Source organism: Halococcoides cellulosivorans, assembly GCF_003058365.1.
GTDB classification, from domain to species: Archaea; Halobacteriota; Halobacteria; order Halobacteriales; family Haloarculaceae; genus Halococcoides; species Halococcoides cellulosivorans.
On record NZ_CP028858.1, the window covers coordinates 1,861,662 to 1,878,461 of the forward strand.

At 66.4% G+C, this 16,800-nt stretch carries 14 protein-coding genes and 2 tRNA genes; 10 read left to right on the top strand and 6 right to left on the bottom strand.

Annotation, left to right across the window (positions count from 1 at the left end):
- Positions 1-50: 50 nt before the first annotated feature.
- Both HARCEL1_RS09210 and HARCEL1_RS09215 read right to left on the bottom strand, forming a co-directional pair.
- A complete protein-coding gene (locus HARCEL1_RS09210; RefSeq protein WP_108382697.1) occupies positions 51-824 on the bottom strand; it encodes an enoyl-CoA hydratase/isomerase family protein in 774 nt (257 codons plus the stop codon).
- A gap of 78 nt (positions 825-902) precedes the next feature.
- Positions 903-1,742 carry a DUF63 family protein gene (locus HARCEL1_RS09215; RefSeq protein WP_108382700.1) on the bottom strand — a complete coding sequence of 280 codons (840 nt, stop codon included), beginning with the start codon at positions 1,740-1,742 and terminating at the stop codon, positions 903-905.
- A 99-nt stretch (positions 1,743-1,841) separates the two neighbouring features.
- Between HARCEL1_RS09215 and HARCEL1_RS09220 the strand changes: the two genes are divergently transcribed.
- Together HARCEL1_RS09220 and HARCEL1_RS09225 are read left to right on the top strand one after the other, a co-directional pair.
- Complete coding sequence (locus tag HARCEL1_RS09220; protein ID WP_108382702.1) at positions 1,842-3,092, top strand: tRNA (N(6)-L-threonylcarbamoyladenosine(37)-C(2))-methylthiotransferase; 1,251 nt, start codon at positions 1,842-1,844, stop codon at positions 3,090-3,092.
- 181 nt (positions 3,093-3,273) lie between these two features.
- Positions 3,274-4,077: a PGF-CTERM sorting domain-containing protein gene (locus HARCEL1_RS09225; RefSeq protein WP_108382704.1), complete on the top strand. Its 804-nt coding sequence runs from the start codon at positions 3,274-3,276 to the stop codon at positions 4,075-4,077.
- Here HARCEL1_RS09225 and HARCEL1_RS09230 read toward each other — a convergent pair.
- Positions 4,064-5,242, bottom strand: a complete 1,179-nt coding sequence (locus HARCEL1_RS09230) for a redox-regulated ATPase YchF (RefSeq protein ID WP_108382706.1) — start codon at positions 5,240-5,242, stop codon at positions 4,064-4,066. The two genes, HARCEL1_RS09225 and HARCEL1_RS09230, sit on opposite strands and share 14 nt — an antisense overlap.
- Before the next feature lie 194 nt (positions 5,243-5,436).
- On the opposite strand from HARCEL1_RS09230, the gene HARCEL1_RS09235 reads away from it, so the two are divergent.
- Entirely contained in the window at positions 5,437-7,932 is a 2,496-nt protein-coding gene (locus tag HARCEL1_RS09235) for a DNA topoisomerase I (protein WP_108382709.1), read from the top strand.
- 14 nt (positions 7,933-7,946) lie between these two features.
- On the opposite strand, the gene HARCEL1_RS09240 is transcribed toward HARCEL1_RS09235, so the two are convergent.
- The 3 genes from HARCEL1_RS09240 to HARCEL1_RS09250 all read right to left on the bottom strand — a co-directional run bounded on the left by HARCEL1_RS09240 (position 7,947) and on the right by HARCEL1_RS09250 (position 8,909).
- Positions 7,947-8,372 carry a hypothetical protein gene (locus HARCEL1_RS09240; protein ID WP_108382711.1) on the bottom strand — a complete coding sequence of 142 codons (426 nt, stop codon included), beginning with the start codon at positions 8,370-8,372 and terminating at the stop codon, positions 7,947-7,949.
- Positions 8,373-8,570: 198 nt separating this feature from the next.
- Positions 8,571-8,643 (bottom strand) — tRNA-Asp (locus HARCEL1_RS09245).
- 193 nt (positions 8,644-8,836) lie between these two features.
- Positions 8,837-8,909 (bottom strand) — tRNA-Asp (locus HARCEL1_RS09250).
- Between the two features lie 211 nt (positions 8,910-9,120).
- On the opposite strand from HARCEL1_RS09250, the gene HARCEL1_RS09255 reads away from it, so the two are divergent.
- The 7 genes from HARCEL1_RS09255 to HARCEL1_RS09285 all read left to right on the top strand — a co-directional run bounded on the left by HARCEL1_RS09255 (position 9,121) and on the right by HARCEL1_RS09285 (position 16,718).
- Positions 9,121-9,348, top strand: coding sequence for a DNA-directed RNA polymerase subunit H (locus tag HARCEL1_RS09255; RefSeq protein WP_108382714.1), 228 nt, complete (start codon positions 9,121-9,123; stop codon positions 9,346-9,348).
- 1 nt (position 9,349) lies between these two features.
- Positions 9,350-10,909 carry a DNA-directed RNA polymerase subunit B'' gene (locus HARCEL1_RS09260; RefSeq protein WP_108382716.1) on the top strand — a complete coding sequence of 520 codons (1,560 nt, stop codon included), beginning with the start codon at positions 9,350-9,352 and terminating at the stop codon, positions 10,907-10,909.
- 112 nt (positions 10,910-11,021) lie between these two features.
- The gene (locus HARCEL1_RS09265; protein WP_108382718.1) at positions 11,022-13,973 is read left to right on the top strand and encodes a DNA-directed RNA polymerase subunit A'; all 2,952 of its coding nucleotides are present in this window, start codon (positions 11,022-11,024) and stop codon (positions 13,971-13,973) included.
- 4 nt (positions 13,974-13,977) lie between these two features.
- On the top strand, positions 13,978-15,201 hold the full coding sequence (rpoA2, locus tag HARCEL1_RS09270; RefSeq protein ID WP_108382720.1) for a DNA-directed RNA polymerase subunit A'': 1,224 nt from the start codon (positions 13,978-13,980) through the stop codon (positions 15,199-15,201).
- A complete protein-coding gene (locus HARCEL1_RS09275; RefSeq protein ID WP_233357320.1) occupies positions 15,201-15,626 on the top strand; it encodes a NusA-like transcription termination signal-binding factor in 426 nt (141 codons plus the stop codon). Before rpoA2 ends, HARCEL1_RS09275 begins: the two co-directional genes overlap by 1 nt.
- 49 nt (positions 15,627-15,675) lie before the next feature.
- Positions 15,676-16,104, top strand: coding sequence for a 30S ribosomal protein S12 (locus HARCEL1_RS09280; protein ID WP_108382722.1), 429 nt, complete (start codon positions 15,676-15,678; stop codon positions 16,102-16,104).
- A gap of 2 nt (positions 16,105-16,106) precedes the next feature.
- Complete coding sequence (locus HARCEL1_RS09285) at positions 16,107-16,718, top strand: 30S ribosomal protein S7 (protein ID WP_108382729.1); 612 nt, start codon at positions 16,107-16,109, stop codon at positions 16,716-16,718.
- Positions 16,719-16,800 lie beyond the last annotated feature (82 nt).

The following is a 16,800-nucleotide window of genomic DNA, read 5'->3' on the forward strand; positions in this document are numbered from 1 at the left end:
CGTTTTAATCGCCCCCGACACCGTCGCTCATTCGCTCACGACACCGCCCATCATTCACCCTCGAAGCCTGGCGTCTCGTCGTTCAGAAACGCCTCGACACCCCGGCGGGCGTCGTCACTTGCGGCGAGCGTCCCGAACGCCTCGGCCTCGACCGCGAGGCCGGCCTCGAAATCGTCCCGACCGGCACGCATCGCGCGTTTGGCGGCGGCCTGGGCCAGCGGCGGGCCCGCCGCGATCCGATCGGCCAGGTCTGAGAGCGCCGCATCCAGATCCTCGACCACGTCACTCAGAAAGCCCATCTCGGCCATCTCGTCGGCGGCGTACTGATCGCCCGTGAGGACGATCTCGCGGGCGCGGCCCTCACCGACGATGCGCTGAAGCCGCTGGGTGCCACCCCAGCACGGAATGACACCGAGGTCGATCTCCGGTTGGCCGAACCGGGCGTCGGGCGTCGCGATCCGTAGGTCCGCCGCGGCGGCGAGTTCCATCCCGCCGCCGAGTGAGACCCCGTCGATCCCCGCGATCACCGGCGTCGGGCAGGCCTCCAGGCGATCGAACGTCTCCTGGCCGCGTCGAGCGCCCGCCCGTGCGCCCGCCGCGTCGGGGTCGAGGATCAATTCCTCGACGTCCGCGCCGGCACAGAACGCCCGATCACCGGCCCCCGTGATCGTGATCGCGCGCACCGCCTCGTCGGCCCCCAGCCGATCGATCGCGGCGGCGAGATCCTCGAGCATCGCGGCGTTCAGCGCGTTCAGTCGGTCGGGTCGATCGAGTGTGATCGCGCCGATGCGATCCTCGCGGTCGACGGTGATGGCTTCGGACATGACTCTGGGGAGCGCGGCGACGCTCTTGGGCGTTCCGCCCGGACAGTCGCGAAGACACCTCGCGGCCCAACGACCGTCTCAGACCCCAAGGACGAACAGGATCAGGTTGTTGACGGCGGGGCCGAGACCGAGCGCGATCACGACGACGTAGAGGAGGTTCGCCCGGACGGGTTCGTCGTCCAGAAAGTCCGAGAGATACACCGCGATCACGACCGCGACGGCGATTTTGACGACGACGAACGCCCAGCCAGCGCCGATGTACTGCTCGGTCGGGAGCGCCGCGGCGCTGTCCATGATGAGTCGAGGGATCGGCGACCGTTCGGTGACCTGGAGGAGGTCGTAGCCGACGGCGGTCGTCGTCCCGTCGAGCGCGTGCGCGAAGATCACCAGCGGCGTCACCAGCCAGGCCCGACTCACGGCCTCGGTCGCGCGCAGCGCCGTCGCCAGCCAGACCACCGCCGAGAGGGCGATCGCTGCGGCGACCGCGATGGCCGGCTCGATCGGAGCGAGACCGCTCGGCTGCGCCCAGTAGAGGGTCGCGACCAGCAGCGTCACCGCGACGCCGACGCCGACATAGAGGAGATACATCGGCGTCGAGTCCTCGGTGCCCGCCGCCGTCGCGAGGAAGATCAACCCGATCCAGGTCGCCCCCGTGACGACGAAGACCGTGAGATAGACCGCCGGCGCGGCGAACAGGTCCGCGACCACCGGCGGGTATGGGCTCCCCTGGGGGAGTACGGTCAGGGCGTGTACAATTCCCCCGACGATCATCCAGGGGATCAACCCGAGGACGACCCACTGATCGATCCGGGGTTCGAGTGCGACCAGAAACGCGACCACGACCGCCGCCGCGACGAGCAGGGCGACCGCCAGCCACAGATCGGGGAACACCAACCCACTCGGGAGCACCAGGTACATGGTATGCAGTCCCACGGGCGCGTGAAGAAACCTTTTGGTTCACGACCGGGGCCGCCGGCGACGCGAGGTTTTTCGGCGTGGGCGCGAACGGTCAATCGAATGGCCCGCTACTACGTCGAAACCTACGGCTGTACGTCCAACCGGGGCGAGAGCCAGGCCATCGAGCGCGAGCTCCGCGAGGCGGGCCACCGGCCGGTCGAAAGCGTTGACGCCGCGGACGTCGCGATTCTCAACACCTGTACGGTCGTCGAGACCACCGAAGACCGGATGCTCCGGCGCGCGCAGGCGCTGGACGACGCGACCAGCGAGTTGGTCGTGACTGGCTGTATGGCGCTCGCCCAGGGCGAGGCGTTCGACGAGTCCGGCATCACCGCCGAGATCCTCCACTGGGACGAGGTCGCCCAGCAGATTCGCAACGGCGAGTGCCCGACACCGCCGACGGAGCCGACGCCACTCCAGAACGGCGTCGTGGGCATTCTCCCGATCGCGCGGGGCTGTCTCTCCGATTGTTCGTACTGTATCACCAAACACGCCACCGGGACGATCGACTCCCCGCCGATCGACGAGAACGTCGCGCGCGCGAAGCGCCTGCTCGACGCGGGGGCCCGCGAGATCCGCATCACGGGCCAGGACACCGCGGTGTACGGCCGCGATCACGGCGAGTGGTGGCTCCCCGACCTCCTCGATCGGATCTGTGCCCTCGACGGCGAGTTTCGGGTGCGCGTCGGGATGGCGAATCCGAAAGGCGTCCACCCGATCGCAGACGAACTTGCGAGCGTGTTCGCCCGGAACGAGGAACTGTACAACTTCCTCCACGCGCCCATCCAGAGCGGCAGCGACGCCGTCCTGGAGGACATGCGCCGCCGCCACCGGAGCGGCGACGTCGCCGACATCGTCGACACCTTCGATCGCCACCTCGACGAGTGGACGTTCGCGACCGACGTGATCGCGGGCTTTCCGACCGAGACGCCCGCCGACCACCGCGAGACGGTCGCCGCCCTCCGCGAACACCGCCCCGAGAAGATCAACGTCACGCGATTCTCCAAGCGGCCGAACACCGACGCCGCCGCGATGGACGGCCTGGGCGGCCAGACCAAAAAGGATCGCTCGAAGGAACTCACCGACGTGAAGATGTCGATCGTCGGCGCGGCCCACGAGGCGATGGTCGGGACCGAGCGGGAGGTGCTGTTCGTCGAGGACGGCACCGACGAGTCGCTCGTCGGCTACGACCGGACCCACCGTCAGATCGCGGTCCCGTCAGCCCAGGAACTCGGGTACAGTGTCGGGGATCGCGCCCGCATCGAGGTGTACGATCACCAGCGCGTGTACGCGTTAGGCGACCCGGTCTGAGCGTGCCCGGCAGTCCACCCAGGCGGCCCGAGCGGACGGCTCGACCCGCTTCAGGTCGGCTCTCGACGCGACCGACGGGCATTTTCGCCTCTGTGCCAGCGCTCGCCGCCCGGTCTCGACCGGGGCCATCTCGTTCCGTGAGTGCGAGAGACATTTCCCCGCTGATTTCCTATGGACAGTCATGAAACGAACTGCCATCGGAGTCGTCGCCGTCGCGGTCGTCGTCGCGCTCGCGAGTCCCGCCGTCGTCGGGGCCGCAGACGGCCCCGTGCTGAATGGAACCATGTCGGGCGAAGACACCGTCGTCGTCGCGATCGAGACCGTCCCCGACGGCGGAATCTCGGGGTTCGACCTGACCGTCGAGGCGACCGGTGACGCTTCGTTCGAGTCGGCCGCCGCCGGGAGCGATTTCCTCGTCTCGAACGCCAAAGTGGCCGACGACGGCCGATCCGTGAGCGTGAAGGCAGCCGACTCCGCAGAGCAGATCTCGGGCGGCGAGACCGATCTGGAGTTGGCGACGATCCAGTTGTCCGGGACCGCCGACCGACCACCGGTCGACATCACCGACGTGGAAATCCAGGCCAACGACGGAACCGAGTACGACGTGACGATCCGCGTCGAAGGGGCCGACGACTCGTCGAGTGGCGGTGGGGCCGACCCGACGGCGACCGACACGGACGACACGCCGACTGCGACGTCGACGACCGCGGAGACGACGACAGAGTCGACGAGCACGGAGACGACCGCGGCCACCGACGAAACGACCGAGAGCGTCGATGCGGAGACGACCGCCGTCGAATCCACGACCGCGTCCGAGGACGACCCAGCCACGACCGAGGCGGACGCCGACGACGTCACCACGGCCGAGACCACCGACGGCGGTGGCGCACCGGCGACGACCGGGTCGGGCCCGGGCTTCGGCGTGGCGCTCGCACTCGCAGCGCTGGCGGCGATCGGCCTGTTCGCGCGCGTCAGGCCGTACTGACGATCGCAATCACGTCCCCTTCTTCCAGTACCGTCTCGTCGCTGATCTTTCGATCCTCGCGGGCGTCGATCGCGTGGAGATAGCCGTCACCGATGTCCGAGTGGACGGCGTAGGCCAGATCGACCGGCGTCGCGTCGTCGCTCAAGAGGTGCGCGTCCGGGAGCACTCGCCCGTCGCCGTCGGTCCAGTCGCTCGCGTTCTGGACTGGATAGACCGTGATCCGCTCGAGGACGTCGTAGACCGCGGTGTCGAGCGCGCGCTGGACGCCCGTCGAGCCGTACTCGTCGAGCAGCGCAGCGATCTCGTCGAGCGCGTCGCGTTGCTGGGCAGCGGGATCACCCAGAATGTCGAACGTTGCGTCGCCGGGGTCGTAGTCGATCAGGTCCGCCTCGGCCGCGCGCCGGAGCGCGCGCTCGCTCTCGGCGCTGGCGGGGACGACCCGCTCGGCCGCGTCGGCGAGCCGATCGAGCGTCTCGGGGTCGGCGGCGTCGGCTTTGTTCGCGACGACGACCATCGGTTTGGTGCGTGCGCGGATCTCCCGGGCGAGGTCGCGCCGATCGGCGTCGGTCCAGGCGATGGGGTCGGGGTCGTACTCCATCCCGCGGAGGATGCGCGCGACGTCGGTCGCGGTCGCGCCGATGCCCGTACAGAACTCGGTGAGCGCGTCCTCGAAGTCGAAATCGGGCGATCGCGCCTGGCGCTCGATGCCCTCCCAGTTGTCTGCGACGACGCTCGCGAGCCAGCGATCGAGTTCCTCCGCGACGAAATCGACGTCGTCGACGGGGTCGTGACTGCCGGGTTCGACGGGTTCGCCCTCGCTATTTGTCGCGCCCGACGCGTCGACGACGTGCAAGATCACGTCGGCGTCGGTGAGTGCGTCGAGGAACTGATTGCCCAGGCCACGGCCCTCGTGTGCGCCGGGGACCAGCCCCGCGACGTCGAGCAGTTCGACCGGGACGTAGCGTGTGCCGTCCCGGCAGTTATCACTGTCACATCGCGCCGCGCGGTCGAGACAGGGGCAGTCGGTGCGGGCGTAGCTGACACCGCGGTTCGGGTCGATCGTCGTGAAGGGGTAGTTGCCCACGTCGACGTCGGCGCGAGTCGCGGCCTCGTAAAACGTCGACTTGCCGGCGTTGGGCTTGCCAGCGAGCGCGACGGTGATCATGGTTCGGGGTCGGCGGCGGCGCGCAAGTCGGTTGCGGTCGATCGGCATGCGGGCCGGTCGAGGCCGTCCCGCTCGAACCACTTCCCGTCTCCTCCCCACCACACCCATCGAGACTCGACGGCCCGAAAGTGATAAGAACGCCACTCGCCGTATCCCTGCCCGATGACTGCGGTTGTGCCAGCCGGTGAGTGCGTATGCGGCTGATCGTCACCGAGAAAGACAACGCCGCCGAGCGCCTCGCTGCGATCCTCAGCGACGGGCGCGCGTCGGTCGAGCGCCGCGGCGACGTCCCCGTCCGGACGTGGGGCGACAGTAGCGTGATCGGGCTCTCGGGTCACGTCGTCGAGGTGGACTTCCCGCCCGAGTACGGCGAGTGGCGCGACGTCGAGCCCGTCGAGTTGATCGACACCGACGTGATGACTCGCCCGACCCGCGAGGACATCGTGGGGACGCTCCAGACGCTCGCGAGTGACGCCGACGACATCGTCATCGCGACCGACTACGATCGCGAAGGTGAGCTCATCGGGAAGGAGGCCCACGACCTCGTCCGCGACGTGACCGACGCGCCGATCGAGCGCGTTCGCTTCTCCTCGATCACCGAAGGCGAGGTCCGCGAGGCGTTCGAGACGCCCGATTCGCTGGATTTCGATCTCGCAGCGGCGGGCGAGGCCCGCCAGATCATCGATCTGGTGTGGGGCGCGGCGCTGACGCGGTTTCTCTCGCTGGCGGCGGGCCAGTTGGGCGAGGATTTCATCTCGGTCGGGCGCGTCCAGAGCCCGACGCTCAAGCTCTTGGTCGATCGCGAGCGCGAGATCGAGGCGTTCGATCCCGACGACTACTGGGAGATCTGCACCGATCTGGACGTCGAGGGCACCGCCCTCGAAGCCCAGTACTTCTACGACGACGAGGGCAGCGAGGCCGAGCGGATCTGGGACGCCGATCGCGCCGCACAGGTCGTGGAGGCGCTCCGGACGGCAGACAGCGCGGCGATCACGACCGTCCGCCGGCGCACCCGCACCGATCGCCCGCCCGCGCCGTTCGACACGACGGCCTTCATTTCGGCGGCGGGATCGCTGGGCTACTCCGCCCAGCGCGCGATGTCGATCGCCGAAGAGCTGTACACCGAGGGGTATCTGAGCTACCCGCGGACCGACAACACGGTCTATCCCGACGATCTGGACGCGCGCGAGCGCATCGCCGATTTCGAGGGGACGGCGTTCGACGAGTCGGTCGAGCGCCTGCTCGCCCGCGAGGAGATCGATCCGACGCGTGGCGACACCGAGTCGACCGACCACCCGCCGATCCACCCGACCGGCGAACTGCCCGATCGTGGCGACATCGGCGAGGACGCCTGGGAGCTGTACGAACTCGTCGTGCGGCGCTTTTTCGCGACGTGTGCGGGGCCCGCCGAATGGGAGCACCTCCGGATCGTCGCGACCGCGACCGGCGACGAAGACCACCAGTTGAAGGCGACGGGCAAGCGCCTGCTCGAAGAGGGCTATCACGCGGTCTACCCGTATTCGGGGGCGAGCGAGCACCATCTCCCCGACCTCGACGAAGGGCAACGCGTCGCGATCGAAGGGGTCGATCTCCAGACCAAACAGACCCAGCCGCCGCGCCGGTTCGGCCAGTCGCGGCTGATCGAGCGCATGGCCGACCAGAACCTCGGGACGAAGGCGACCCGGCACAACATCATCGAGAAGCTGTACGACCGGGGCTACGTCGAGAACGACCCGCCCGTGCCGACCGCGCTCGCCCGCGCGGTCGTCAGCGCCGCCGAAGATCACGCCGAGCCGATCGTCACCGCCGCGATGACTGCCGAACTGGAGCGGGACATGACCGCGATCGCAGACGGCGAGAGCAGTCTCGACGCCGTCACCGACGAGTCCCGCGAGATGCTGCACGAAGTGTTCGATGCACTCCACGAGTCTCGGGAGGCGATCGCGGACGAACTCCGATCGTCGCTCAAAGACGACCGCCGACTCGGCCCGTGTCCGGAGTGTGGCGAATCACTCCTGATCCGCCGGAGTCGACAGGGCTCGTATTTCGTCGGCTGTGACGGCTATCCCGACTGTGAGTTCACCCTGCCGCTGCCCGATGCGGGCGAGCCAGTCACGATCGAGGAGTCGTGTACGGATCACGACCTCGCCCACGTCAAACTGCTCGACGGCCGGGACACCCGCGTCCACGGCTGTCCATTGTGTCACGCCGAGACCGCCGCCGAGAGTGAAGACCGCGTGATCGGGCCCTGTCCGGAGTGTGGCGAGACCCACGGCGGCGAACTCGCGATCAAGCGCCTCCGCTCGGGGTCACGACTGGTCGGCTGTACACGCTATCCCGACTGTGAGTACTCCGTCCCCGTGCCCCGCCGTGGGGAGATCGCGATCGACGACGAGGATCGGTGTGAGATCCACGACTTGCCCGCGATCGCGATCGTGAGCGACGATGACGACGATCCGTGGGAGTTGGGCTGTCCGATCTGTAATTTCGAGGCCTACCAGGCCGAGCAGGCCCCCGACGAGTTGGAAGATCTGAACGGCGTCGGGCCGGCGACCGCCGACAAACTCGCGTCGGAGGGCGTCGAGTCGCCGGACGACCTCGTGGAGCTGGACGCCGAGGGCCTCGCCGAGGCGGTCAGCGGCGTCAGCGCCGATCAAGTTCGGGAGTGGCAGGCCGAACTCGGTGTGTGAGACTTTTTCGATCCCTAGAGGAGCCAGCCAAAGAGCAACGGCGAGAGCAACAGCGTCAGCGGCACCGCGATCCAGACCTCGCCCGCGCGCACGTCGTATTGACCGATGGTTTCCTCGACCGGCGTGTCCTCCAGGTGGCCCACGAGAAACTCGAAGCCGACGGTGAGGGCCGTCCACCCGACGCCGATCGCGAGGCGTTCGGCCAGCGTGTGAGCCTCTCCGAACGACGCGAAATAGAGCCCAGCGATCGTGAGGATGATCGCGACGAGCATCGCCGTGCTGATCCGGTGCGCGCGTCGCTCGGAGTATCGTGCGGTCAGCACCGTCTCGCGAAAGATCCCGTTCGCGACGGCCGTAACCGCGAGGACGAGCCAGACGATCGCCGGGAGCGCGAACGCTCCGGGATCGATCCCCCACGTGGACTGCAAGAGTGCGTCCATAGCGGGGGTTCGACGGCCGAGTGTTTAGCGATGGCGGCGGCCAATCGATTAAATTGTCGCCAAATGCAGCCCAAAAGACGCCCGAGGCGGGATTTGAACCGGATGCAGACGTGCTCGTTCGCTTGCTCACTGCGCGCGACTGCCAGGGTTCAAATCCGCACCGGTCGCTCTACTCGTCACGTTCTTCCGTTACAATAACGCCCGGAGCGGGATTTGAACCCGCGTCACGACCGTGACAGGGTCGTATGATGGGCCACTACACCATCCGGGCTCGCACCCTCACTTTCCGGGACGGCATATTAAGACTTTCTTCTGGCCCTCGACCACACGCAGGCTCCGGGGTCACGGAGTCTTTATCAGTCAAAGCGGAACGGACCGGAAGCCGACCCAGATCGATCACCCCGTTCGCAGAGACGGGATCGAATGGCAGTCGCTTCGCTCACCACGATGTTCCTCACAGAAAGCGCCCGAGGCGGGATTTGAACCCGCGTCACGACCGTGACAGGGTCGTATGATGGGCCACTACACCACCCGGGCTTCCATTCCATGCTTCGCGGACGGAGACATAAGCCTTCCCTCTCGGGGTCGGCGTGAGTCGGCGTCCCGTGGGGCGATTCGACACGCCAATTCCCCCGCTGCGGGCGACCGCTCGCCACTGACCGGCCGAAACGGACTTGACAACCGTTAAGTAGCCGCCGGCGGTACCCGCCTGTAGTATCTCGAAGCGGATTCTCCGACCCCCCAACCCATGGTCAATGTAAGCGCCCACGAACTCGTGCCCGACCACAGCATCCTCGACAGCGACGACCTCGAGGACGTGCTCGCGGAGTACAACATCCGAAAGACCGACTTGCCGAAGATCGCGTCCGACGACCCGGCCCTGCCCGAAAAGGCCGACGTCGGTGACGTGATCCGCATCATTCGGGACTCGCGAACGACAGACACCGCCGTCAACTACAGACTCGTGACCGAATAACATGGATCAACACGACCGCCGCACGATCTCACGGGAGTACTTCTCGCGGGAACGACTCGCAGACCATCACTTCCGGTCGTTCAACGGCTTCCTCGACCGGGGCATGCAGGAGGTCGTCGACGAGAAGGCGACCATCGACACCGACATCGGTGACAAGGAAGGCGAAGAGCCCGTCTGGGTCGAACTCGGTGACGTACGCATCGTCACCCCGCGCGTGCGAGAGGCCGACGGGAGCGAGGAACTGCTCTACCCCCAGGAGGCCCGTCTGCGGAACATCACCTACGCCGCCCCGGTGTTCATGGAGATGGCGATCGTCAAGGGCGGCGAAGAGGAAGAGGAACGCGTCGTCGACCAGACCGAGACCAAGGTGGGCCAGATGCCCGTCATGGTCGGGTCGAACAAGTGCAACATCGCGGGGTTCAATCGCGAGGAACTGATCGACATCGGCGAAGACCCCGCCGACCCGGGCGGGTACTTCCTGGTCAACGGCTCCGAGCGCGTCCTGATGACCAGCGAAGACCTCGCGCCCAACAAGATCCTCGCGGAGTACGACACGAAGTACGGTGACGAGATCCAGGTCGCGAAGACGTTCTCCCAGCGGCGGGGGTACCGTGCGCTCGTCCTGGTCGAGCGCAACCGTGAGGGACTGCTCGAAATTTCGTTCCCCTCGGTCTCGGGGAGTGTCGATTTCGTCACGCTCGTGCGCGCGCTCGGCCTCGAAAGCGACGAGGAGATCGTCCACCGCGTGAGCGACGACCCCGAGATCGTGAAGTTCATGCTCGAAAACCTGGAGGCCGCCGACGTCCACTCCACCGAGGAGGCCATCGAGACGCTCGGGCAGCGCGTCGCCGCCGGGCAGGGCAAAAACTACCAGCTCAAACGCGCGAACTACGTCATCGACCGGTATCTCCTGCCCCACCTCCACGAAGAGGGCGTCGACGACGAGGAGGTCCGGATCAACAAGGCGTTCTATCTCTGCCGGATGGCCGAGGCGTGTTTCGAACTCGCACTCAATCGACGGGATTCCGACGACAAAGACCACTACGCCAACAAGCGCCTGAAGGTCTCTGGCGATCTGATGCGCGACCTGTTCCGGACCGCGCTAAACAAGCTCGCCCGCGACGTGAAATACCAGCTCGAACGGGCGAACATGCGGAATCGCAACCTCTCGGTCTCGACGGTCGTTCGCTCGGACGTCCTGACCGAACGGCTCGAACACCCGCTCGCGACGGGCAACTGGGTCGGCGGTCGATCCGGAGTCTCTCAGCTCGTCGACCGGACGGACTTCATGGGTGTACTCAGCCACCTCCGCCGACTGCGCTCGCCGCTCAGCCGGTCACAGCCACACTTCGAGGCCCGCGACCTCCACGCCACGCAGTGGGGTCGGATCTGTCCCTCCGAGACGCCCGAAGGGCCGAACTGTGGGCTGGTGAAGAACTTCGCGCAGGCGATGGAGCTCTCCCAGCACGTCGAGGACGAGAAGCCGCTCAAGCGGACTCTCTCGGAGATGGGCGTCGAGGGCGTCCCCGGCGTGACCGACGACATGCCAGCAGACGACTGATGGGTCGCGTGCACGCGCCACGCGACTCCCGTATCGATTGCCGACCGGCGACCGACGACAGCGGGGACCGACGGTCCCCACACAATCGGGCTCCGCCCGACGACACCAACACATGAGTACGGGCCATTCCCCCCAGGAAATCGGGTCGATCAGCTTCGGGCTGATGGACCCCGAGGAGTATCGCGACATGAGTGCCACGAAGGTCATCACCGCCGACACCTACGACGACGACGGGTTCCCCATCGACATGGGGCTGATGGACCCCCGACTCGGCGTCATCGACCCCGGGCTGGAGTGTAAGACCTGCGGCAAGCATTCCGGGTCGTGTAACGGCCACTTCGGTCACATCGAACTCGCCGCACCGGTGATCCACGTCGGGTTCGCGAAGTTGATCCGACGCCTGCTCCGGGGCACCTGTCCCGAGTGCTCGCGGCTGAGCCTCACCGAAGACGAGCGCGAGGACTACCGCGAGAATCTGAAGCGCACGAAAGCCCTCGACGGCGATCCGACCGACGTGATGAAAGCCGGGATTCGCGACGCGCGCAGTCGCGACCGGTGTCCGTTCTGTGGCACGCCCCAGAACGACATCAAACACGAGAAGCCGACCACCTACTACGAGGTCATCGACGTCCCCCACGAGGAGTACCCCGACCGGGTCGTCGAGGCGATGGAAGGCGGCGAGGACCGCGAGCGCACGACGCCCGAGGACCTCGCCGAGGAGACCGGGATCGAACTGAGCCGGATCAACGACATCATCTCGGGTGACTTCCGCCCGAGCGTCGACCAGCTCGGGGCGATCGCCGACGCGATCGGCGTCAACCGGACGACGTTCCTCGAAGAGGACATGGACAAGCTGATGCCCTCGGATATCCGGGACTGGTTCGAGGAGATCCCCGACGAGGACCTCGAAGTGCTGGGGATCAGCTCCGAACTGTCGCGGCCCGAGTGGATGATTCTCACCGTCCTGCCGGTCCCGCCGGTGACGGCCCGCCCGTCGATTACCCTCGACAACGGGCAACGCAGCGAGGACGACCTGACACACAAGCTGGTGGACATCATCCGGATCAACCAGCGGTTCATGGAGAACCGCGAGGCCGGTGCGCCCCAGCTGATCATCGAAGACCTCTGGGAACTGCTGCAGTACCACGTCACGACGTTCATGGACAACGAGATTTCGGGGACGCCGCCGGCCCGCCACCGCTCGGGGCGGCCGCTGAAGACCCTCTCCCAGCGCCTGAAAGGCAAGGAGGGTCGCTTCCGAGGGTCGCTGTCGGGCAAGCGTGTGAACTTCTCCGCGCGGACGGTCATCTCGCCGGACCCGACCCTCTCGCTCAACGAGGTCGGCGTCCCCGACCGCGTCGCCAGCGAGATGACACAGACGATGAACGTCAACGAGCGGAATCTCGCCCAGGCCCGCCAGTACGTCGCCAACGGGCCCGAAAACCATCCCGGCGCGAACTACGTCCGCCGGCCCGACGGACGCCGACTGAAAGTCACCGAGAAGAACTGCGAGGAACTCGCAGAGAAGGTCGAGGCTGGCTGGGAGGTCGCTCGCCACCTCGTCGACGGCGACATCGTGATGTTCAACCGTCAGCCGTCGCTGCACCGGATGTCGATCATGGCTCACGAGGTCGTGGTCATGCCCTACAAGACGTTCCGCTTGAACACGACGGTCTGTCCGCCGTACAACGCTGACTTCGACGGCGACGAGATGAACATGCACGCCCTCCAGAACGAGGAGGCACGTGCCGAAGCACGGGTCCTGATGCGCGTGCAAGAACAGATCCTCTCGCCGCGCTTCGGGGAGAACATCATCGGGGCGATTCAGGACCACATCTCGGGACTGTATCTGCTGACCCACGAGAACCCCCGGTTCAACGAGACCCAGTCGCTGGACTTGCTGCGGACGACCCAGGTCGACGAACTGCCCGAACCGGACGGGTATCGCGACAGGCCGTCGGCGCATCGAGACGGCGACGCCGTCGACGACAGGGCGCCCTACTGGACCGGCCGATCGATCTTCTCGGAGTTGCTCCCGGACGATCTCGACCTCGAATTCACGTCTTCGGCGGGCGACACGGTCGTCATCGACGACGGCCAACTCCTGGAGGGGACGATCGACGAGGACGCCGTCGGTGGGTTCGGTGGCGACATCGTCGACACCATCGCGAAAGCCTACGACATGACGGCCGCACGGATGTTCATCAACGAGGTCTCCTCGCTCGCGGTCCGAACGATCATGCACTTCGGGTTCTCGATCGGGATCGACGACGAGTCGATTCCCGAGGCCGCGACGGCTCAGATCGACGAGGCGATCGACAACGCCGAAGAGCGCGTCCAGGAACTCATCGAGACATACCGACAGGGCGACCTGGAGAGTCTGCCGGGCCGCACCGTCGACGAGACCCTGGAGATGAAGGTCATGCAGACGCTCGGCAAGGCCCGTGACTCTGCGGGTGACATCGCCGAAGACCACTTCTCCGACGACAACCCCGCGGTCGTGATGGCCGAGTCCGGGGCGCGTGGGTCGATGCTGAACCTGACTCAGATGGCCGCCTGTGTCGGCCAGCAGGCCGTCCGTGGCGAGCGGATCAACCGTGGCTACGAGGGGCGGACGCTCAGTCACTTCAAGGCCGACGACCTCTCCTCGGAGGCCCACGGGTTCGTCGAGCACTCCTACCGCGAGGGCCTCGGCCCGCGGGAGTTTTTCTTCCACGCGATGGGGGGCCGGGAGGGCCTGGTCGACACGGCCGTCCGAACGTCGAAGTCGGGCTACCTCCAGCGTCGCCTGATCAACGCGCTCTCGGAACTCGAAACCCAGTACGACGGCACCGTCCGGGACACCGGCGACAAGATCGTCCAGTTCGAGTTCGGCGAGGACGGCACCAGTCCGGTGACGGTCTCCTCGTCGGCCGACAACGACATCGACGTCGAGTCGATCGCCCAGCGCGTCCTCGACAAAGAGTTCGACAGCGACGCCGAGCGCGACGAGTTCTTCGGGCGCACTGAACAGCCGACCAACCTCTCCGAACACGCCGACGACCGCTGGCAACAGCAGGCCTGAACCAATGAGCCAACACGACACCGACTACGACCCGACAGGTTCGTTCGACGCCGTCGACACCGATATCGAACTCGTCGTCGAGGACACCGACCTCCCGCGTCGCCTGAAGACCGAAGTCTATCGCGAGATCGACGATCGCGAACTCGACACCGAGGGCGCACAGGAAGTCGCGAGCGCCGTCGAAGCGCGGTATATCGACACGCGCGTCGATCCGCTCGACCCCGTCGGGACCGTCTCGGCCCAGTCGATCGGTGAACCTGGCACACAGATGACAATGAACACGTTTCATTACGCCGGGGTCGCAGAAATCGACGTCACACAGGGCCTGCCGCGCCTGATCGAGCTGGTCGACGCGCGCAAGGAACCTGACACGCCGATGATGACCGTCCACCTCGACGAAGAGCACGCGACCGATCGCGAGCGCGCTCACGAGGTGGTCTGGAAGATCGAATCGACGCGGATCCTCCAGCTCGGTGACGTCTCGACGAACGTCGCGGACATGATCGTCGGGATCGAACTCAACCCCGACACGCTCGCCGAGCGCTGGCCGACCGTCAGCGTCGAGGAGGCCGCCGAGGACATCGAGTCGACGATCGCAGACACGCTCGGTGTCGACACCCGTCGCAGCGAGAACGTCATCGAGTTCGGGCCCGACGAGCCGTCCTATCGGGAACTGCTCCAGTTGGTCGAGGAACTCCGGGAGATCACCTTCAAGGGAATCAGCGAGGTCTCGCGGGTCGTCATCCGCAAAGAAGAGACCGACCATCCCGAGCGCGAGGAGGAGTTCGTCCTCTACACCGAGGGGTCGGAGCTCAGTGACGTCCTCGAAATCGAGGGCGTCGACGCGTCCCGGTCGACCTGTAACAACATTCACGAGATCCACGAGTGTCTCGGAATCGAGGCCGCCCGCGAGGCGATCATCAACGAGACGATGAACACCCTCGAAGAGCAGGGCCTGGACGACGTGAACGTCCGGCACCTGATGCTCGTCGCGGACATCATGACCAATCGTGGCGAGATCCAGTCGATCGGGCGCCACGGCATCTCGGGCAACAAAGACAGCGTCCTCGCGCGCGCAGCGTTCGAGGTGACGGTCTCACACCTGCTCGACGCCGCGATTCAAGGCGAGATCGACGACCTCGACGGCGTCACCGAGAACGTCATCGTCGGGAAGCCGATCAAACTCGGGACGGGCGACGTGAACCTGCGGATGGGTTCGACCGACTGATGCGACGCCTGGACGACGAGGCCCGCCGCCTGGCGGGTGCGATCGACGAGGCGACCGGCGGGACCGTCCGGGACTGTGTCGTCGAGGCCGATCGCGCGATCGTCCTCATCGCGCCCGAGGACATGGCCCAGGTCATCGGCGAAGGTGGCGGCCGGATTCGCGACCTCGAAGAGCGTGTCGGCCGTGATCTCAAACTCGTCGCGGACGCACCAACGCCCGAGGGCCTGATCGGGAACGCCCTCGAACCCGCCGCGGTCGGTGCGGTGACCATCGAGGACCGTGAGGACGAACGCGTCGCCGTCGCGCAGGTCGACCCCGCGGATCGCGGCGTCGCGATCGGTCGAGACGGTCGGAACGTCGCGGCGGCGGAGACGCTCGCGGCCCGTCACACCGACGTCGATCGCGTCGAGATCGACACCGCGTGAACCGCGAAAGAAGACCCTTAAGTACGTCGACCGGGTAGCGATCGCTACTATGGCGAACGGCAAATACGCCGCGCGCAAACTCAAGCAGGACCGCCAGAAACACCGGTGGTCCGACACGGATTACGCCCGTCGGGAACGCGGACTCGGCGAGAAGTCCGACCCCCTCGAAGGCGCGCCCCAGGGACGGGGCATCGTCCTCGAGAAGGTCGGGATCGAGGCCAAACAGCCCAACTCGGCAATCCGGAAATGCGTGCGCGTCCAGTTGATCAAGAACAGCAAGCAAGTCACCGCGTTCTGTCCCGGTGACGGCGCAATCAGCTTCATCGACGAGCACGACGAGGTCACGATCGCCGGCATCGGCGGCGCGAAGGGTCGTGCGATGGGTGACCTCTCCGGTGTCAACTACAAAGTCGAGAAGGTCAACGGCGTCTCGATGATCGAACTCGTGCGCGGGAACGCCGAGAAACCGGTGCGATAACCATGTCCGCAGAGAGCGAATCCGACGACACCCCCGAGGAAAGCGAAGAATCGACGATCGGCGCGAAACTGTTCGGTGAGTACGCGACCGACGGCATCGAGTTCTCGGACCCGTCGACCGAGCGGTACGTGACGATCACGCCGATCGCCCACACGATGGGGCGTCACACCGGCAAGCAGTTCGACAAAAGCGAGATCTCGATCGTCGAGCGCCTGATCAACCGGCTGATGCAGACCGACGAGAACACCGGGAAGAAACAGCAGACCACGCGGATCGTCCGCGAGGCGTTCGCGATCATCGAGTCCCGGGCCGACGAGAACCCGATCCAGGTCCTCGTCGGGGCCGTCGAGAACGCCGCGCCGCGCGAGGAGACCGTCCGTCTGAAATACGGTGGCATCTCCGTCCCGAAGGCCGTCGACATCTCCCCGCAGCGCCGCGTCGACCAGGCGCTGAAGTTCATCGCGGAAGGCGTCTACAAGGACGCGTTCAAGACGACGACCGACGCCGAAGACGCGCTCGCGCGCCAGTTGATCGGCGCGGCCGACGACGACGTCGACACCTACGCCGTCAACCAGAAAGAAGAGAAAGAGCGCGTCGCCGCCGCCGCGCGATAGTCGGATCTTTCTTCTACGCCGTCCGTTCTCGAAACGGGCACAGAACGCCCTCCAGAGGGGGTCAGTCACACCGTCTCAACTC